We start from the raw sequence: 18,833 nt of genomic DNA, 5'->3' as shown, positions 1-18,833 counted from the left end.
CCGGGCGTCCGCCCGGCGCCCCGATGCCCGCTCGCGGTGCGGACAGCGGAACCACACGCTCGTCGCTCCGGGTTCCGGTGCCCGCCGGAATCCCGTGACCTCCGTCCTACCGGCCGCGGACACCGCGGCCGTCAGGTATCAGCCGCGGCCAGTGTAGTTCGGGGCCTCCACGGTCATCGTGATGTCGTGGGGGTGGCTCTCCTTCAGGCCGGCTGCGGTGATCTGCACGAACTGCGCCTCCTGCAGATCGGGGATCGTGTGCGAGCCGGTGTAGCCCATGGCCGCCCGCAGGCCGCCGACCAACTGGTGGATGACCTGGTTGACCGGGCCGCGGAACGGCACTCGGCCCTCGATGCCCTCCGGCACCAGCTTGTCCTCGGCGAGGACGTCGTCCTGGAAGTAGCGGTCCTTGGAGTACGACTTGGCCTGGCCGCGGCCCTGCATCGCGCCCAGAGACCCCATGCCGCGGTAGCTCTTGAACTGCTTGCCGTTCATCAGGATCAGATCGCCCGGCGACTCGGCGGTGCCGGCCAGCAGCGAGCCGAGCATCACGGTGGACGCGCCCGCCGCGATGGCCTTGGCCACATCGCCGGAGTACTGGATGCCGCCGTCGGCGATCACCGGCACACCGGCGGCCTTGCACGCGGCGACGGCCTCCAGGATGGCGGTGATCTGCGGGGCGCCCACCCCGGCGACCACCCGGGTGGTGCAGATGGAGCCGGGGCCCACCCCGACCTTGACCGCGTCGGCGCCGGCCTCGACCAGCGCGGCCGCGCCCTCGCGGGTGGCGATGTTGCCGCCGACGACCTGGATGCGCTCGCCCACCTCGGTCTTCAGCTTGGCCACCATCTGCAGCACCTGCGCCTGATGGCCGTGCGCGGTGTCGACGATCAGCACGTCGACCCCGGCGTCGCGCAGCGACATGGCCCGCGACCAGGAATCCTCGCCGACACCCACCGCGGCGCCGACCAGCAGGCGGCCGTCGCGGTCCTTGGTGGCATGGGGGAACTGGTCGGTCTTGACGAAGTCCTTGACGGTGATGAGGCCCCGCAGCCGGCCGTTGCCGTCCACGATGGGCAGCTTCTCCACCTTGTGCCGGCGCAGCAGCCCCAGCGCGGCCTCGGCGGTGACGCCCTCCTGCGCGGTGATCAGCGGGGCCTTGGTCATCACGTCGGCGACGCGGCGGTCCTGGTCGACCTCGAAGCGCATGTCGCGGTTGGTGATGATGCCGACCAGCGCGCCCTTCTCGTCCACCACCGGCAGACCGGAGATGCGGTAGCGCGCGCACATGGCGTCGACCTCGGCGAGCGTGTCGGTGGGACGGCAGGTCACCGGATCGGTGACCATGCCCGCCTCGGACCGCTTCACCGTCTCCACCGCGGCCGCCTGATCGGCGACGGACAGATTGCGGTGCAGCACACCCATACCACCGGCGCGGGCCATCGCGATCGCCATCCGGGCCTCGGTGACGGTGTCCATCGCCGAACTGACCAGCGGCGTGCGCAAGATGATGTCGCGCGTCAGCCGACTGGATGTGTCGACCGAACTGGGGATGAGATCCGAAGCGGCCGGCAGCAACAGCACGTCGTCGAACGTGAGGCCGAGCATGGCGATCTTGTTCGGATCGTCACCACCCGTATGCGGGCGGACGGCGCGTTCGCCCATCACGGGATCACTCATCGGAAAAAACCCCTCCTGGAATTGCAACCCGGCACCTGTACGTCCATGGTATCGGCCCCCCACCGCGGACGGTTCGGCGGCTCCGAGCGGCATCGGACAACTACGGGCAAACGCGACGCGCCGGAGGGTGACCCACTCGCCCCGCCGCCGTACCGGTCGGCGGCCACCTCCATAAACACAACGCAGCAAATTGAGGCCAGCGCTGGCGCACAGCCCCTTGTTCTGCGTACCGTGGGATTGTGCGTGACCATCTACCACCTGGCCTGCCGCCGGATCCATTCGCCGGAGACCCCTCCGACCCGTCGGCCGCGCTCGATGCCATCGAGCCGGGGGAACCGCTGGATCCTCACGAGCGCCTAGCGGTCGAAGAAGATCTCGCCGATCTCGCCGTCTACGAGGCGCTGCTGGCGCATCGGGGCATCCGTGGACTCGTGGTCAGCTGCGAGGACTGCCGGCAGGATCATTACCACGACTGGGACATGCTGCGCGCCAACCTGCTTCAACTGTTGGTGGACGGCACGGTCCGCCCGCACGAGCCCGCCTACGATCCCACCCCGGAGGCGTACGTCACCTGGGACTACTGCCGTGGTTACGCCGACGCCTCGATGAACGAGGCGTTGCACGGCGACGGGTTCGACGGATTCGACGCCTGACCACCGCGACCCCGCGGGCCGAGCGGCCCCGGGCGGTGTGAAACACCCGGCGCGGCAACATCACTCGTACGCACAGCTCGAAACATGAACGGTCCCCGGACGAACACTCCCCCGGGACGCCGCTGCCCGGACACACGGACGGCCGCGAGAATTCGCGGCCGTGCTCGTCGTGTGCGCTGGTGTCCGGAGCGGTTACTTGATTCCGCCCAGCCCCGTACCGCCGATCGGCGGCAACAGCACCGTGGTCGGTGCTACCGGTGGCATCGTCGGATGGATGTGCGGGTCGTCGCCGGACGGTGCGACCGGCTTCACGGGAGTGTTCGGAGCGGGAGTGTTCGGAGCGGGCGTGGGGTCCCCCCCGGGCGCACCGCCTCCGCCGATACCTTCACCGGCGCCCGGCTTGTCCGGTCCGGACTCGCCGGGCGTCGCGATGGTGCTCGGCCCGGCGGGCGTGCCGCCGTCGGGCCCGCTACCGGTACCGCCGGGCTCGTGACTGCCACCGGATTCGTGCCCGCCCGGTTCGTGGTTGCCCGGCGAGGACGGCTCGCTCGGGGGGCTGACCACGGTGGTGTGCCCGGGCGGGACGATCGGACCACCGGATTCCGGCGACGGGCCGTCGAGACGACCCGGGCCGTTGTGGTCACCGCCCGGACTCTCCGGACCGCTACCGGACGATTGCGGCGCGTACCGCGGATCGTAGGTGGGCCGGCCCGGCCCACCGCCCGGGGTGACCGGCTGCTCGGAGCCCGAGGTCGGCGGCTGCGAACCGGGCACGGTCTGCCGCGGCGGGACCGCGGGGGTCAGCCCGGCGGCCGCTCCCGGACCCAGCGCCTGGAGCTTGACCAGCAGATCGTTGTACTTCTCCAGCAGATCCGACTTGCGTCCATCGTCGCTCACCTGGGTCGCCGTGCTCGACGCGCTCTGCAGCAGTGCCTTGGCCTGCTCCGGGCGGTTCTGCGCGATGAAGTCCTGCGCCTTGGTCAGGTCGTCGTCGGCGTGCTGGGCGATGGTGGTCTGAGCCTGTTCGCTGAACACCACCTCCTTCACCCGCCACAACGGATCACCCGGCTGTGCGCTGTAGGAGAACGCGGTGGTGCCACCGGCGATCACCGCCACCGCCGCGGCCGCACCGAGCAACGGCCGGACCAGTCGCAGATTGCCGCGCCGGGCGCCGCCGATCCGGGACTGCCGTGCGCCGATCTCCTGATTGACGGCGGCCACGATGGCATCCAGATCCGGTCCGGCCGGCAGCGGAGGCTCGATGATCTCCGCTCGCCAGTTGGCGAGCAGGGCCGCGAGTTGATACTCCTCGGAACTGTCGGTCGTGACCGGGCCGTCGCCGGCGATCGCCTCGATCAGCGCGTCGTCGCGGCGGACCGCCATGATGTCCACCGGCCCGGTGTTGCCCGATTCCGGGTCGCCGGACGAATCGGCATAGGGACCGCTGTCTCGCGATCCGCGTCGCGCCTTCCAGTCGCCCCGACCGCGCTCGCCATCCCTAGCCATACATTTCACCTGCCCTCGCCACTTGTGACTTCAGTTTCGCGAGCGCCCGATGCTGGGCCACTCGTATAGCTCCCGCCGTACTGCCCACGGCGACAGCAGTTTCTTCTGCCGACAAACCCATGACCAAACGCAGAATCAAGATCTCTCGATGTTTCTCGGGGAGCGTGGCCAGCAGACTGTTCATCTGCCGACTCGTCTCCGATTCGAGAGCCCGTTGTTCCGGCCCTTGGTCGGTGGATATGACATCTGGTACTTCGGCCATCGAGTCCGACCTGTTACGGGCGACATTCCGATGAGCGTCTGCGACCTTGTGCGAAGCGATCCCGTAGACGAAGGCCATGAAGGGCCTGCCCTGATCCTGATATCGGGGCAGGGCGGTCATCACGGCCAGACATACCTCCTGCGCAACGTCGTCCGCGGAGAGCTGCCCACGCTCCGCAGACCCGATCCGCGCGCGGCAGTAACGCACCACCAGCGGGCGAATGGTCTCCAGTACCTGGGCTAAAGCTGAACGATCGCCCTGCGCTGCGGCAGCTACGGCGGCGTCCAACTCCTCACCCGTGTGCGTCATCGTCAGAGAGATTCCTGGCGTTACAAGTGGCACGGCCGAATCCCGACCGGTGCTTCCGCCGGTCGGGCGGAACGGTCCAACAATAGCCGCTAACCCCCGGCACGAGGGCATCATGGGCCCGCACAGGTCACCCCAAAATCGGGGTCACCGTGAAAGTTCCGCGGTCGTGCGCAGTCGGCCGCCGTACTCGGCCAGTACCCGGGCGCAGTGATCCGCCTCCGCGGCGGCGGCCGCCACGGACGGGACGGTGGCACGGCCGGGGCCGGGATCGGCGGCGTGACCCTCGTCTCCCGGCGCATCGCCCAGCCCGGTGCGCAGCATGGCGCAGGCCCACCGCAATGGCAGCAGTCCGTGCTCACGGCATTCGGCGGCGACACCCGCCGACAGCGCGCGGGCCCGGTCCGGGTCGCCGGCCACCGTGGCGGCGGCCGCCAGGAGTAGACGGGACTTGACGCGATGCCGCACCGACGGACAGTCGGCGGCGAGGGCCACGGCGGTCTCGGCGTGGGTCAGCGCCGTCGCAGCACCCGCGGGCGACGACAGCGCCGTCTCGGCGGCGACCCAATGCCAGCGCAACCGCGGCCGCCAGCTGCCGGGCCGATCCCCGAGGCGGCGCAGTGGCACCTGGCAACGTTCCAGCAGCCGCGCGGCGAGCAGCGGATCGGCAGTGCCCAGCGCGTCCGCGGCCAGGCCGGTGAATGCGTCGCACACCGCCTCGTCGCGACCGGGTCCGGCGGCGGGCCCGAGATCACCGGCCGGCTGTCCGGGACAGGCGTCGCCGGATTCGATTGCGGCCGACGCGGATCCGGGGCCGGTCACCAGGGCCAGCGCGCGGCCGTCCAAGCCGGCGGCGCGAGCGTGCCAGCCCAGTTGCCGCCACAGCGACGCCTCGGTGCTGACGGCGAGCGAGCACAGCACCGGATCGGTGGTGTGGCGGCGGACCCGGGCGGCGGCCGCACGCGCTGCGGCGTAACGACCCTGGCCACCGAGGATCACCGCGCGCAACCAGTTTTCGACCGCGTCGGTGGCGGCGGGCAATTCGGCAGCAGCGATGCCGGGGCGGGCACCGAAGGCCGCGTCGGCGAACACCCTGCGTTCCGGCCGCAGCCGTGACTCGCCGGGGAGGTGGAGGTCGAGCACGGTCGCACCCTATCGATCGGCATCCGGCGGGGTACCGAGCGGCCCGCGTCCAGAGAATTCTCACAGCATGTTTCGATCGCGTAAATCTCTACCCGGCTACCACTCAGCACAGATATCGAGAAAGTGTAATGCTTTTCGGATAATTAACCTGGCCGCCTCGATTCGGCCATCTGACACCGGCCCGATCAATACGAACAGTGTCGTTCGTCATATACCACAGCGGCCGGGTATGGCCAAAGCCATCGGCAACCCACCACCGGGAAATTGCGCGCGAGCTGGCGATTTGTGACCAGGCACACCGATCGGGCTGCTCAGGCGAAGACTGGTCAACCGATCAGTATCGCCAATCGCGGCCGAGATGTAAATAGCCGACCGGTTAAATCTCGGAGCCCCGTGAATTCGAATCGTCGCCGGGGAAACTATTGACTCGTTTTCACTACACGACATAACGTACGTCATCGCCGTCGTCGGCGCCGCTCGAAATTGCGGCGACCGCGAACTGCGATCGCCGGTTGCCCGGCGATTCGGTCCGAGCCCCATCTCGGCGCCGGCTCGTCCGGCCGCACCCGGGTCCGGACAGACCGTTGCTTCACCAAGCACCGCTCGACAACGCCGACGAGCTCGCACCACAAGGAGTTCACCATGCCCATGCCCACCCACCTTCCCGGGCCGAACGCGGACGTCTGGGACTGGCAGATGCGCGGTTCCTGCCGTGGCGTGGACTCGTCGGTCTTCTTCCATCCCGACGGTGAGCGTGGCCGCGCCCGGGCCCAGCGCGAGATGCGCGCCAAGGAGATCTGCCGGACCTGCCCGGTGCTGATGCAGTGCCGCAGCCACGCCCTCAAGGTCAGTGAGCCCTACGGCATCTGGGGCGGTATGTCGGAAACCGAGCGTGAGATGCACGCCCGCCGCAACCGTCGCCGCCTGGCCGTTTAGCGCCACGAAATTCCTCTTCGCCCCGGGCCATCCGTAGCGGATGGTGCGCCGAATGCCTAGCAAACAACCGGCCACTCCGGCGGCAGTCACGGCGCGTCTCTTGCGAACACCTCGGCGTGTTGGGAGGAATGTCCGAAAGCCACTGGGGCACATGTGGTTTCCCGACACCCCAGCCGAGAGGAGGTTCCCGCACCGCGCTACGGTGGTCGCCGATGACACAGATCGGAGCGTTGTGACAACGCGGCCACCGGCCGCAGAGGGCGACTCGTTCCAGGAAGCAGTCGGGAGCGGGCCGGTGGCGACACCGGGCGGAGACTCTGCGGTCAGGGCACGCGCAGCCGAAAGCATCGAACTCGCCGCACTTCTCGAACGCTGCGGGCAGTCGGATCAGCGGGCGTTCGCCGAGCTGTACGACCGCACCTGCGCCCGCGTGTTCGGTCTGGTGCTGCGCGTCCTACACGACCCCGGCTACGCGGAGGAGACCACGCAGGAGGTCTACCTCCAGATCTGGCGTACCGCGGCCAACTTCGACTCGGCCAAGGGCTCGGCGGTCACCTGGTTGATGACCCTCGCCCACCGCCGCGCGGTCGACCGCGTGCGCGCCGAACAGGCCCACGCCCAGCGCGAGGTGGCGTACGGCGTGAGCACTCTGGGTAAGGAGTTCGACGAGGTCACCGAAGAGGTCGGCCGGCGGCTCGAACAGCAGGCGGTACTGGAAGGACTGGCGTCCCTCACCGATACGCAGCGCGAGGCGATCTCACTCGCCTACTTCGGCGGGCGCACATATGCCGAGGTCGCGGCCTATCTCGGCGTAGGGTTACCCACCGTCAAGTCTCGTATCCGGGACGGCCTGACACGACTGAAGAAGAGTTTGGGAGTGACGTGAGATGAACGAAAGCCAGATCGATCTCGCGCACACGGTAGCGCTCGGGTCGATCGGCGACGAAGACCGGCGCGCGGTGGCGGAACTACTCGACAACGCGGATCCCGTGCTGCGCGCGGCCTTCACCCGGGAAGTTCGACGTACCCGGGAAGCTCTGACCGTAATCGCCGGCGTCGTGGCCACCGAGCCACCGGCGGCCCTGCGGGCCCGGCTGCTGGCCGCGCTCCCGCCCGTTCCCGATCCGGGCCGCACCGGCGGCCGCTGACGGGCACGAACACCGGAGACACGCCGGTGGGCCCGTTCACATCCGGGATGTGAACGGGCCCACCGGTCTTTTCGTGTGCGTCTAGTGGGCGTGACCGTGATGGGCGTCGGCGTGCTCCGCCTCCGGCTTCTCCACGATGGCGCTCTCGGTGGTGAGCACCATGCGGGCGACGGAGACGGCGTTGAGCACCGCGGAGCGGGTGACCTTCACCGGATCCACCACGCCGTCGGTGACCAGGTCGCCGTAGGTCAGGGTGGCGGCGTTGAAACCGTCCTTGCCGTCGGTGACCTTGGAGACCACGACCGCGCCGTCGACGCCGGCGTTGGCGGCGATCCAGTACAGCGGGGCCTGCAGCGCCTGCCGCACCACGTCGACGCCGATGGCCGCGTCACCGGTCAGCGAGTCGCGCAGTTCGCCCAGCTTCGCGGCCGCCTGCACCAGCGCGGTGCCGCCGCCGGGCACGATGCCCTCCTCGACCGCGGCCTTGGCCGCGCTGACCGCGTCCTCGACCCGGTACTTGCGCTCCTTGAGCGCGGTCTCGGTGGCCGCGCCGACCTTGATCACCGCGACGCCGCCGGACAGCTTGGCCAGCCGCTCCTCCAGCTTCTCGCGGTCCCAGTCGGAGTCGGTGTTCTCGATCTCGGCGCGCAGTTGCGCGATCCGGCCGTCGATGTCGGCCTGGGCGCCGGCACCCTCGACGAGGGTGGTGGCCTCCTTGGTGACGACGACGCGGCGCACGTTGCCGAGCTGCTCCAGGGTCGCCTCGCGCAGCGTGATGCCCAGGTCCGGCTCGATCACGGTGCCGCCGGTGACGACGGCCAGGTCCTGCAGGAACGCCTTGCGGCGGTCGCCGAAGTACGGCGCCTTCACCGCGATCACCTTGAGCGTCTTGCGGATCGCGTTGACCACCAGGGTGGACAGCGCCTCGCCCTCGATGTCCTCGGCGATGATCAGCAGCGGCTTGGCGGACTCGGCGATCTTCTCCAGCAGCGGCAGGAAGTCCGGCAGCGAGGAGATCTTCTCCCGGTGCAGCAGCACGTAGGCGTCCTCGAAGATCGCCTCCTGCTTGTCCGGGTCGGTGACGAAATAGGCCGACAGGTAACCCTTGTCGAACTGCACGCCCTCGGTGATGACGAGTTCGGTGTGCAGCGTGGAGGACTCCTCCACGGTGACCACGCCGTCCTTGCCGACGGTGGTCAGCGCCTTGCCGACCATCTCGCCGATCTCGGCGTCGCGCGAGGACACGGTGGCGACCTGTGCGATGGCCGTCTCACCGGACACCGGCTGCGCGGCGGCCAGCAGGGCCGCGGACACCGCGTCGGCGGCCTTGCTCATGCCCGAGCCGAGGGCGATCGGGTTGGCGCCGGCCGCGATGTTCTTCAGGCCGCCCTTGATGAGGGCCTGGGCCAGCACGGTGGCGGTGGTGGTGCCGTCGCCGGCCACGTCGTTGGTCTTGGTGGCGACGCTCTTCACCAGCTGCGCGCCCAGGTTCTCGAAGGGGTCCTCGAGGTCGATGTCACGCGCGATGGTGACGCCGTCGTTGGTGACCGTCGGGCCACCGAACGCCTTGGCGAGCACCACGTGCCGGCCACGCGGGCCGAGCGTGACCTTGACGGCGTCGGCGAGCTTGTCGACACCGCGTTCCATTGCCCGACGAGCCTTCTCGTCGAACTCGATCTGCTTTGCCATGGGTGTGAAAGTCCGTCCCTGTCGAAAGAGGTTGGATCGGGAATCGGTCGTGGATCGGCCCGGTGGATCGGCCGACAGGCCCGGCGCCGGAAGACGACTGCCCCGATGCCGGCTCGTCGGCGGCACCGGGGCAGCGTCGTGTCACGACCGTAACGCGGTCACTTGTTGACGACAGCCAGCACGTCGCGCGCCGACAGGATCAGGTACTCCGAGCCGTTGTACTTGATCTCGGTGCCGCCGTACTTGCTGTAGATGACGGTGTCGCCCTCCTGGACGTCCACCGGGATCCGCTTCGAGCCGGCGTCGTCCCAGCGGCCGGGGCCGACGGCGATGACGGTGCCCTCCTGGGGCTTCTCCTTCGCCGTGTCGGGGATGACCAGGCCGGAGGCGGTCGTCGTCTCGGCCTCACCGGCCTGGACGAGGATCTTGTCCTCGAGCGGCTTGATGTTCACGCTCGCCACGTTGAGCCCTCCACTTTCAGGGGATGATGTGGTCGTCCGGGGCTGTTCCCCGGACTCACGGTTTCGGTCACTGTCGACTCTGCGCATTGCCCCGTCGTCGCGGGTGCCGGAACCCTGCGCAGGAGTCGAGCTGGCATCTGAGCACATCCAGTGCCACTAGCACTCTATACATGAGAGTGCCAGCGCTCAAGGGTGGGTAGTGCTACCGGAACGGACCCGTTGCGCGACACGAGAATTGATTCGGAAAATCTGTAACGTTCGGATAACGGATTGTGACAGTATGGACGACGGTCGGCGTGATGCTTGCTGCCCGGCCCAGCGTCACCCAGCTCCACCCCCGAGCTCTACCACCCTGCTTCACCCCTGCACGCCTAGACGAGAGCAAAACCGCAAGTGATCGTGGCTGGTCCCGACACCCGAACGGACGAGGGCTCAGCCGGATCCGGTGCCCGGGCCGATCGCCAACCCCGCGTGAGGCCCGTGCTGTCCGTTCGAGATGGTCGGCGACACCGTGACCATCCGTTCGAAGGGAGGTGAACATGCGAACATCCCTCGGTATCTCCGCCGGCAACGAGGTCGTGTGCTCGGCCCTCGTCGCGACCGCGCCGCACGGCGCGCAGAGTTTCGACTACCGCGTCGTCTCGGCGGATATGGCGCATTCCGACCTCGGCGATCTGGTGGCGTCCTCGATCGAGTTGATGACCACCCAGTTGCCGCGCGACTTCCCGTATCCGGTGCACGCGGCCGGGCTCGGGTCGGCGCCGATGGAGCAGCCCGAACCGCCGGGCGCCATCGCCGTCGCCTATCGCGACCGGGAGCAGCAGGTGGTGATCCGCTCGGCCATCGGCCGGCAGCGCCGCGACGTCCAGCTCATCCCGGAAAGCAGTGCGGCACTGGCCTATCTGCGCCACACCGGGCTGCTGGACCGGTACCAGACCGTCGCCGTGATCGACCTCGGCGCCACCGGGATGACCATCACCGTCGCCGACCTGATCGACGATCAGGTGCTGCGCACCGAGCGCAGCACCACCATCAGCGGCAACGCCGTCGACGAGCTGATCTACCAGCATCTGCTGGATTGCCACTTCCTGCGCCGCGGCACCCGGCCCAACCGGGGCATGCTCATCAACCGCAGCCGCGCGGCCAAGGAGCACCTGTCCATCGCGCCGGCGGTCACCATCGACCACGTGGCCGGGCAGCCGCTGAAGCTCACCCGGGCCGACTTCGAGGAGCTGGTCTCCGATCTGCTGCGCGAGGCCGCCGGTTTCGCGGGCGGCGTGTTCTCCCGCGCGCCGAAGTGGCCGGAGTCGGTCATCGTGATCGGCGGCGGCGCCAACATCCCGGCGCTGGTGTCCGGTCTGAACCGGCTGCTCGACGTGCCGGTGTCGACCCTGCCCGAGCCGGAGGCCGTCATCGCCAAGGGCGCCGCACTGGTCGCCGACGCGATGCAGCCGAGCCATTCGGCCACCGGCGCCGGCTCCGACGCCCCGGCGGCCACCTTCACCAAGCTGATCGGCACGCTGGCGGGCGCGGTCGTGGTGGTGGGCCTGGTGGTCGGATACGGCGTCAAGGAGCTCGTACCGGCCAACCACGACGTCACCCCGGCCAACACCAGCAACACCGCCCAGCTGACCGCGAGCACCGCGCCCGGGGCCACCGCCACCACCATCGGCCAGACCCGCGATCCCGATCGGCGCACCGGCACCGCCGTCCCGGCCGCCCCGAACAACAACCAGCTGCCGACCACGTACGCCGGCCAGCAGACCAGCGGCAACATCCCACCGCTGCGCCCCGACCCGAACCTGCCGCCGATCCCGCTGCCGGACCTGCCGCGGCTGCTGGGCCCGCTGCTGGGCGGCACGGTCGAGCCGTCCCGTTCCCGCCTGCTGCCCCCGGCCGAGCCGACCGTGGCCCCGGAGCCGGAAACGGACCCGGAGCACGCCTCGATGCCGCTGCGGACCCGTCCCGGCACCGCCGGTATCGGCCTGCTGCTGCACGGCCACGCCTGAGCCCGGACCGGCGCGACCGGCCGCCTCGTGCCGGCATGGCGTCATGAAACATTCATGATCCAAAGTGATCGCCCCGGCTGCCGCACGCCCGGCACGCGTCCTACTCTGATCTTCTTATGGGCACCCCGCTGCGCACGCATCGAGTGCCGACCGGCTCGGCAGGTATCGCGCCCCTCGGCCCGACAGCCGCCGACCGCGCGCCCACCCCGCCGGACCGGCCGGACATCCACATGCCCCCGGACTTCGTCCGGCTGACCTCTGCCTACCGCTCCCGGCCAACTGCCCAGGCGCCCACAGCCTCCCGGACGACACTCCGCCACCGGTCGCCTACAGCCGTGACCATCGGCTGTCGGCCGACCACCGGCGCGGCCGCGCACGCTCCGCGGACGTGCGATCGACGCCGGTCGGCGGACCCGAACTCCCGCGGGACGTTCCCGTGACGCCGCCGGTCGATCGGCGGGCATTCCTGCGTGGTGCGGCGGTGGCCGGGGCGGGCGGGGCGCTGACCGCCGCGTCCGCGGTCGCGCCGGCGGTGGTGCACACCGCGCCGGCACCGTTCCACGGGGTCCATCAGGCCGGGATCGAGCAGGCGCCGGCGGTGGGGAGTCAGGCGGTTCTCATGGCCTTCGACGTCACCGTCTGCGGCCTGGCCGAGTTGACCGGATTGTTGCGCACGCTCACCGAGCGGGCGCGGTGGCTCACCGCCGGGGGGCGCCCGTCCGGGCTCACGCCCTCGGGGGACAACGGGCTGCTCGGGCCGCGGCCCCCCGGCGGCGGGCTCACCGTGACGGTGGGCTTCGGGGCCTCGTTGTTCGACGAGCGCTTCGGGCTGGCGGGGCGGCGACCGGCGGCGCTGACCCCGATGCCGGTGTTTCCCGGCGACCGGCAGCAATCGCAGTGGTGCCACGGGGATCTCGGGGTGCAGTTGGTCGCGCCGGACCTCGATACCTGCGTGCACGCGCTGCGCGCTCTCATCCGGGCCACCGACGGTGGCATGCGGGCGCGCTGGCGCATCGACGGCTTCGTCAGCCCGCCACGGCCGTCGGGGGCGCCGCGCAACCTGTTCGGTTTCAAGGACGGCATCGTCAATCCCGCTGCCGCCGAATTCGATCGGCTGATCTGGGCGGCGGGCGGGGCGGAACCGGCCTGGGCGAGCGGCGGCAGCTATCAGGTGATCCGGTTGATCCGGATGCTGGTGCACTCCTGGGACGGGCTCCAGCCCGGCAAACAGGAGCAGATCCTCGGCCGCAACCGCGACACCGGCGCACCGCTGGACGGTAACCGGGAGACCGACGAACCGGACTACGCCGCAGACCCCGAGGGCGTGCTCACCCCGCTGAACGCGCACATCCGGCTGGCCAATCCGCGCACACCGGAGACCGCGCACAACCGGATCCTGCGCCGCGGCTTCAACTACGACCGCGGCCTGGACGAGACCGGCGCCCTCGACCAAGGCCTGATCTTCCTGTGCTACCAGCGTGATCCGCGCACCCAGTTCGAGGCGATCCAGCGCCGCCTGGCGGACGAGCCGATGATCGACTACGTCACCACCTTCGGCGGCGGATATTTCTTCGTGCCGCCGGGCGTGCGCGACGAATCCGACTTCTACGGCCGCGGCCTGGTTGCCTGAGGGGCAACCGGTTCCCCCTCACCGCACCGGCACCCGCTCGGCGACAAGAGATTTCGCGGCGAATTCGGCCACCGGGCCGACCCGGCGGCGGATGCCGGGAGCGCCGGGGCAGCCCCGGCCGCACGCGGCGCACCCGCCGGGCGCATCGGGAGGCCGCCGGCCTCACCGGAACCCGCACGGCGGCAGAGACTTTCGCGGACGGTCCGCGCGCTGCCCGGTCAGCGCACCTGACTGGTGGACACCGGCAGGCCCGGGTCGGTGCCGACCGTCAGGGCCGACGGTTTCGCGCCGCCCGCGATCACGTGGGCGCCCAGGGCGGCGATCATCACGCCGTTGTCGGTGCACAGGCGCGGTTTCGGCACCCGCAGCCGGATGCCCGCGGCGGTGCAGCGCTGCTCCGCCATCGAGCGGATGCGGGTGTTGGCCGTGGCGCCGCCGCCGAGCACCAGGGTGTCGATGCCGAGGTCGGTGGCCGCGCGCACGGCTTTCATGGTGAGGACGTCGGCCACCGACTCCTGGAAGGAGGCGGCGATGTCCGGAATCGGCAGGTCCGCGCCGGTGCGTCCGGCGGCCTCCACGTAGCGGGCCACCGCGGTCTTCAGTCCGGAGAAGGAGAAGTCGTAGCGCGCGTCGCGCGGACCGGTCATCCCGCGCGGGAAGGCGATCGCGTGCGGGTCGCCGTGCGCGGCGGCCGCGTCCAGCGCCGGGCCGCCCGGATAGCCGAGCCCGAGCAGCCGCGCCACCTTGTCGAAGGCCTCGCCCGCCGCGTCGTCGACGGTGCTGCCCAGTTCCACGATCGGCTCGGCCAGATCCGTGACGTGCAGCAGGTGGGTGTGGCCGCCGGACACCAGCAGCGCCACGCAGGGCGGCATCGGGCCGTGTTCCAGGGTGTCGACGGCGACGTGACCGCCGAGGTGGTTCAGCGCGTAGAACGGGATGTCCCACGCCGCCGCATAGGATTTCGCGGCCGCCACCCCGACCAGCAGCGCGCCGGCCAGGCCGGGGCCGATGGTGACCGCCAGCGCGTCGGGACGGTCGACGCCCGCGGCGGCCAGCGCCCGCCGCACAGCCGGCACGATCGCCTCCAGATGGGCCCGGGAGGCGATCTCCGGGACCACGCCGCCGAATCGGGCGTGCTGGTCGACGCTGGAGGCCACCTCGTCGGCGAGTAGTTCACAGACGCCGTCGGCGTGGCGGCGGACGATGCCCACCCCGGTCTCGTCGCAGGAGCTCTCGATTCCCATGACGATCATGCGAGCACCTCGTTCGGCTGGTCCGCGCCGGTCGGCTCGGGGCGGAGCATGGTGTAGGCGTCGGCGCCGCTGGGCAGGTAGTAGCGCTTGCGCAGGCCGACGACGCGGAAACCGTGCCGCTCGTAGAGGGCGATGGCCGCGACGTTGTCGGTGCGCACCTCCAGGAACACCGGCCCGCCACGATGTCCGGCCACGGTCAGCAGTGCCCGCAGCAGCCGGGTGCCGATGCCGCCGCGGTGGCAGTCCGGGTCGACGCCGATCGTGTGCACCTCGGCCTCGGGATGGTCGTGTGTGCCCAGCAGCGCGATGCCCGCGTAGCCGACCATTCGCCCGTCCCCGTCGCGGGCGACCACGTAGTGGTTGTGCGAGCCGCTCAGCTCGGAGCGGAACGCGCCCGCGGGCCACGGATCGTCCTCGGGGAACAGCAGCCGCTCGAGTTCCACGCACCGGTCGATGTCGGCCGGGCGCATCCGTTCGATTCGCACGACCATCTCGCCGGGTTTCACCGGACCGCCTGATAGCTGCGCTCGACCGCGTCCGGGCGGCGCAGGTACAGCGGGGTCAGCGGCGGCGGCACGGACCGGTCCAGCAGTTGCGCCGCGGCGCACCGGACCAGCCCGGCGGGCGAGGGGGTCTCCACCGGCAGCACCGGCAGATCGAAGAAGTCGACGTGCGAGGCCGAGCCCGCGATCGCGGTCGCCACGCCCGGGTCCAGATCGCCGGGGCGGCACACCTCCGGGCCCGCGACGCGCACGCCGCCGGACCGGTAGCGCGCCCAGTACACCTCGCGGCGACGAGCGTCGGTCACCACCAGGAGTTCGACCGCGTCCGGCGCGCTGTCACCGGTGATGGCGGGATGCAGGTCGCGCCAGGCGTCGACGGCGATCGCGTCCAGGCTGCACACCCCGTACACCGGCAGGCCCAGCGCGTCGCCGAAGGCGGCGGCGGTCGCCATCCCGACCCGCAGGCCGGTGAACGGGCCCGGTCCGACCCCGGCCACCACGGCGTCCAGATCGCCGCGGGCGATGTTCGCGGCCTCCAGGCAGTCCAGGATCTGCGGGGTCAGCACCTCGTTGTGGGCGCGCGCGTCGACGGTCACCCGGGCGGCCAGGGTGCGGGCCTGCGGGGCGGGCTCCCGGTCCGCGTGCGGGGCATGTGTCAGCTCCACCAGACCCGCCGTCACGGCGGGTGTCGCGGTGTCGACAGCGAGTACAAGCATGATGGCCCAACGATACCGGTACGACATCCCCGCCCCACCGGCCGTACACCCTGCCGGGACCCGGTCAGACCGCGCCGACCCACTCCCAGGTGGCGGTGCGGACGTCGGACTCCGCCGCCCGGTGCAGCTGCACCCGCAGATGCCGGTCGGCCAGGTGCTCGGCGACCCCGAGGCCCCACTCGACCACCACGACCGCGTCCTCCAGATCGGTGTCCAGATCGAGGGCGTCCAGCTCGTCCAGGTCGCCGCCGAGCCGGTAGGCGTCGACGTGCACCAGCGCGACCGCGCCCGGATGCGCGCCGGCCCGGTGCTGGCGGGCGATGATGAACGTCGGCGAGCTGACCCGGCCCTCGACCCGCAGCCCGGCGGCGATGCCCCGGGTCAGCGCGGTCTTGCCGGCGCCGAGCGGGCCGTCCAGGATCACCAGATCACCCGCGGTCAGGTCGGCGGCCAGTTCCCGGCCCAGCGCCTCGGTGTCCGCCACCGTCGGCAGCGTGCGCTGATCAGCCACGAGCCACCGCTCCCTCCGATTCCCCGACCAGCCGGGCGCGGACCGCCAGCCGATCCAGCGCTCCGTTGACCACATCCGGATATTGCAGGTGCACCATGTGCGCGGCATCGGTGACCCGCACCAGATCCGCGTTCGGCAGGGCCTGGGCCAGGGCGCGCGAACTGCCGAACGGGATGACCAGATCGTGCGCGCCGCCGAGCACCAGACCGGGCAGCGGCGCCAGCCGCGGCAGCGCCGCCCGCTCGTCGTGCAGTTCCACCGCCCGCGCGAAGGCCACCATGGTGTCGACCGGAACCCGGTCGATCATCGAGGTGGTGAATCGGGACAGGGTGGGGCTGACCTCGCCGTGGAACGAGCTGACGTGCAGGAACGGCCGCAGCAGCTGCCGGGTGGTGGTCCGGCCCATCTGGACCAGGGCCGGCGCGACGTGAGCGGCCAGCCGCACCCCGTCCAGCGCCGGGCTGCGCAGCAACTGCCCCACTCCGGTGGCGGTCACGTCGGCCGCCGCGGTGGACAGCAGCGCCGCCGCCCGCACCCGCGCGGCCACCGGCTCGGTGGCCCGCGCCACCCCGGCCAGCACCGCCATCCCGCCCATCGAATGCCCGACCAGCAGCAGCGGACCGGCCGGTGCGAGCTGGTCGATCACCGCCAGCAGATCGCGCCCGAGCTGCGCCACGGTACAGCTGCCGGGGCCGGGCGCGTCGGAGCGGCCGTGCCCGCGCTGGTCGTAGAACACCAGGCGAACCCTTGGCCCCCACAGCTTTTCGAGATCACGTCGCTGAAAGTGAAAGGACTCCATGCTGTTACAGAATCCGTGCACGAAAATCGCTGTGACAGGGGCATTCTCCGAACCACAACTGCGCACGGCCAGTTTCACCCCGTCGTCGGCCAGCACGGTGTCGGGACGGTCGCGATCCAGCAGCAGGAAATCCTCGTCACGCAGGTCGTCGCTGTTCGCGGGCCACCACACGCTCGCGCCGACCCGCCGCAACGCGTGTGCCCCCGCCAGTGCCCCCAGCACCGCCGCGGAGGCCACGCCGCCGGTCCACACCGCGCGTGCTCGCGCCGATCCCGTCATCGTGCACCCCCGACCTCGTCACGGCCGCCCCGATAGCTGCGTACCGCCCGCCCGCGCGGCGCGCAGGCGATCTCGTAATTGATCGTGCCCAGCAGTTCGGCCCAGTGCTGGGCGGACGGATCGCCGGGCTCGGCCCCGAACAGCACCGCGGCATCACCCTCCGCCACCCCGTCCGGATTGTCACCGAGATCGATGACCAGTTGATCCATACATATCCGCCCCACGGCGGGATATGCCACCCCACCGATCCGCAGCGGGATCCGGCCTCCCAGCGCACGCGACACACCATCGGCATACCCGGCCGGGATCAACGCCACCGTGGTGTCGTACGGCGCCACCCATTCGTGACCGTAGGACACGCCCTCCCCGGCGGCGACGGGCTTGACCAGCGCGACCCGCGCCCGGAAGGTCATCGCCGGCCGCAACCCGAAATCGGACAACTCCGGGATCGGCGACAACCCGTACACCGCGATACCCGGCCGCACCATGTCGAAGGCCAGGTCGGGACGGGTCAGCGTGGCCGCCGAATTGGCCAGATGCGCCACCTCGGGTTGCAACCCGTACTCCTTGGCCAGCGCGATCGCGTTCAGAAACCGGTCCCGCTGCACGTCCAGCATCGGATGCCGGGGCTCGTCGGCATGCGCGAGATGCGAGAACACCCCCCGGAACCGCACCGTCCCCGCCGCCACCGACTCCCGGAACAACTCCAGGACCGCGGGCAACTGCGCATCCGGCACCCCGTTGCGATTCAGCCCGGTATCGACCTTCACCGTCGTCACCGCCGGCCGCCCGACGGCCCGCGCACCCCGGACAACCGCCTCGAGATGGGCGACCGAACAGATCCCGATCTCGATGTCGGCAGCCACCGCGGCGGCATAGTCGGCATCGGAGGTGTTGAGCCAGCACAGGATCGGCGCCGTGATCCCGCCCTCCCGCAGCACCAGCGCCTCCGCGACCGTGGTGACCCCGAGTTCCGCCGCCCCCGCGGCCAGCGCCGCCTCCCCCACCCGCACCGCACCGTGGTTGTACCCGTCGGCCTTCACCACCGCCATCACCGCGGCATCACCGGCGTGCGCCCGCAACACCCGCACGTTGTGCGCGATGGCGTCCAGGTCGACAACGATCTCCACCTGCGGATCGGGAGTGCTCACGACACCGATCCTGCCAGGAACCCGCCGCCACACGTCGGACACCTCGGAATGCGTCCGGTAACAGCCCGGCTCACGGGCCGGTCGGACCCCTGTTCCACCGGCGTGCCGCCCCACCCGGATCGGCGATCACCCACGAACCCGACTCCATCGCACGTCGATCACCTCGAGTCGACATCCGTACACAGGTACGCACAGTCC

General features: G+C 70.7%; 18 protein-coding genes. 6 read left to right on the top strand and 12 right to left on the bottom strand.

What is annotated here, in order from left to right; translation table 11 throughout:
- Nucleotides 1-138: 138 nt before the first annotated feature.
- Nucleotides 139-1,680 (bottom strand): IMP dehydrogenase, encoded by a 1,542-nt coding sequence (guaB, locus tag LBW94_RS33055; RefSeq protein WP_225059565.1) that lies wholly within the window; start codon nt 1,678-1,680, stop codon nt 139-141.
- Between the two features lie 239 nt (nt 1,681-1,919).
- Between guaB and LBW94_RS33050 the strand changes: the two genes are divergently transcribed.
- Nucleotides 1,920-2,333, top strand: a complete 414-nt coding sequence (locus LBW94_RS33050) for a DUF5319 domain-containing protein (RefSeq protein WP_019932909.1) — start codon at nt 1,920-1,922, stop codon at nt 2,331-2,333.
- Between the two features lie 192 nt (nt 2,334-2,525).
- On the opposite strand, the gene LBW94_RS33045 is transcribed toward LBW94_RS33050, so the two are convergent.
- From LBW94_RS33045 to LBW94_RS33035, 3 genes are all read right to left on the bottom strand, one after another.
- On the bottom strand, nt 2,526-3,839 hold the full coding sequence (locus LBW94_RS33045) for an anti-sigma-D factor RsdA (RefSeq protein ID WP_225059566.1): 1,314 nt from the start codon (nt 3,837-3,839) through the stop codon (nt 2,526-2,528).
- Entirely contained in the window at nt 3,832-4,410 is a 579-nt protein-coding gene (locus tag LBW94_RS33040; RefSeq protein ID WP_225059567.1) for a sigma-70 family RNA polymerase sigma factor, read from the bottom strand. Before LBW94_RS33040 ends, LBW94_RS33045 begins: the two co-directional genes overlap by 8 nt.
- 144 nt (nt 4,411-4,554) lie before the next feature.
- Nucleotides 4,555-5,550, bottom strand: coding sequence for a hypothetical protein (locus tag LBW94_RS33035; RefSeq protein WP_225059568.1), 996 nt, complete (start codon nt 5,548-5,550; stop codon nt 4,555-4,557).
- Nucleotides 5,551-6,192: 642 nt separating this feature from the next.
- Between LBW94_RS33035 and LBW94_RS33030 the strand changes: the two genes are divergently transcribed.
- From LBW94_RS33030 to LBW94_RS33020, 3 genes are all read left to right on the top strand, one after another.
- Nucleotides 6,193-6,486, top strand: a complete 294-nt coding sequence (locus LBW94_RS33030; protein ID WP_026344120.1) for a WhiB family transcriptional regulator — start codon at nt 6,193-6,195, stop codon at nt 6,484-6,486.
- A 232-nt stretch (nt 6,487-6,718) separates the two neighbouring features.
- Nucleotides 6,719-7,372 (top strand): sigma-70 family RNA polymerase sigma factor, encoded by a 654-nt coding sequence (locus LBW94_RS33025; protein ID WP_416276995.1) that lies wholly within the window; start codon nt 6,719-6,721, stop codon nt 7,370-7,372.
- Nucleotide 7,373: 1 nt separating this feature from the next.
- Nucleotides 7,374-7,634 carry an RskA family anti-sigma factor gene (locus LBW94_RS33020; protein ID WP_225059570.1) on the top strand — a complete coding sequence of 87 codons (261 nt, stop codon included), beginning with the start codon at nt 7,374-7,376 and terminating at the stop codon, nt 7,632-7,634.
- An 81-nt stretch (nt 7,635-7,715) separates the two neighbouring features.
- Here LBW94_RS33020 and groL read toward each other — a convergent pair whose 3' ends face one another.
- Together groL and groES are read right to left on the bottom strand one after the other, a co-directional pair.
- The gene (gene groL, locus LBW94_RS33015; protein ID WP_225059571.1) at nt 7,716-9,323 is read right to left on the bottom strand and encodes a chaperonin GroEL; all 1,608 of its coding nucleotides are present in this window, start codon (nt 9,321-9,323) and stop codon (nt 7,716-7,718) included.
- Nucleotides 9,324-9,481: 158 nt separating this feature from the next.
- Entirely contained in the window at nt 9,482-9,784 is a 303-nt protein-coding gene (gene groES / locus LBW94_RS33010; protein ID WP_225059572.1) for a co-chaperone GroES, read from the bottom strand.
- A 539-nt stretch (nt 9,785-10,323) separates the two neighbouring features.
- Here groES and LBW94_RS33005 point away from each other — a divergent pair.
- Both LBW94_RS33005 and LBW94_RS33000 read left to right on the top strand, forming a co-directional pair.
- Entirely contained in the window at nt 10,324-11,793 is a 1,470-nt protein-coding gene (locus LBW94_RS33005; protein WP_225059573.1) for an Hsp70 family protein, read from the top strand.
- 436 nt (nt 11,794-12,229) lie between these two features.
- Nucleotides 12,230-13,423 carry a Dyp-type peroxidase gene (locus LBW94_RS33000; RefSeq protein WP_225059574.1) on the top strand — a complete coding sequence of 398 codons (1,194 nt, stop codon included), beginning with the start codon at nt 12,230-12,232 and terminating at the stop codon, nt 13,421-13,423.
- Nucleotides 13,424-13,641: 218 nt separating this feature from the next.
- Here LBW94_RS33000 and tsaD read toward each other — a convergent pair whose 3' ends face one another.
- From tsaD to alr, 6 genes are all read right to left on the bottom strand, one after another.
- Nucleotides 13,642-14,676 carry a tRNA (adenosine(37)-N6)-threonylcarbamoyltransferase complex transferase subunit TsaD gene (gene tsaD, locus LBW94_RS32995; RefSeq protein ID WP_225059575.1) on the bottom strand — a complete coding sequence of 345 codons (1,035 nt, stop codon included), beginning with the start codon at nt 14,674-14,676 and terminating at the stop codon, nt 13,642-13,644.
- The gene (rimI, locus tag LBW94_RS32990; protein ID WP_225059576.1) at nt 14,673-15,167 is read right to left on the bottom strand and encodes a ribosomal protein S18-alanine N-acetyltransferase; all 495 of its coding nucleotides are present in this window, start codon (nt 15,165-15,167) and stop codon (nt 14,673-14,675) included. The genes tsaD and rimI overlap by 4 nt, the downstream gene beginning before the upstream one ends.
- 11 nt (nt 15,168-15,178) lie before the next feature.
- Nucleotides 15,179-15,895, bottom strand: coding sequence for a tRNA (adenosine(37)-N6)-threonylcarbamoyltransferase complex dimerization subunit type 1 TsaB (gene tsaB, locus LBW94_RS32985; RefSeq protein ID WP_225059577.1), 717 nt, complete (start codon nt 15,893-15,895; stop codon nt 15,179-15,181).
- 64 nt (nt 15,896-15,959) lie between these two features.
- Nucleotides 15,960-16,406, bottom strand: a complete 447-nt coding sequence (gene tsaE / locus LBW94_RS32980; RefSeq protein WP_225059578.1) for a tRNA (adenosine(37)-N6)-threonylcarbamoyltransferase complex ATPase subunit type 1 TsaE — start codon at nt 16,404-16,406, stop codon at nt 15,960-15,962.
- Nucleotides 16,399-17,484 (bottom strand): alpha/beta fold hydrolase, encoded by a 1,086-nt coding sequence (locus LBW94_RS32975; protein ID WP_225059579.1) that lies wholly within the window; start codon nt 17,482-17,484, stop codon nt 16,399-16,401. Before LBW94_RS32975 ends, tsaE begins: the two co-directional genes overlap by 8 nt.
- The gene (gene alr / locus LBW94_RS32970; protein WP_225059580.1) at nt 17,481-18,635 is read right to left on the bottom strand and encodes an alanine racemase; all 1,155 of its coding nucleotides are present in this window, start codon (nt 18,633-18,635) and stop codon (nt 17,481-17,483) included. Before alr ends, LBW94_RS32975 begins: the two co-directional genes overlap by 4 nt.
- Nucleotides 18,636-18,833: the final 198 nt, after the last annotated feature.

The sequence above is a fragment of the Nocardia sp. alder85J genome (genome assembly GCF_020176955.2).
Classification (GTDB): Bacteria; Actinomycetota; Actinomycetes; order Mycobacteriales; family Mycobacteriaceae; genus Nocardia.
Note: the sequence above shows the minus strand (reverse complement) of the source record. Positions and strands in the feature narration are given on the sequence as shown.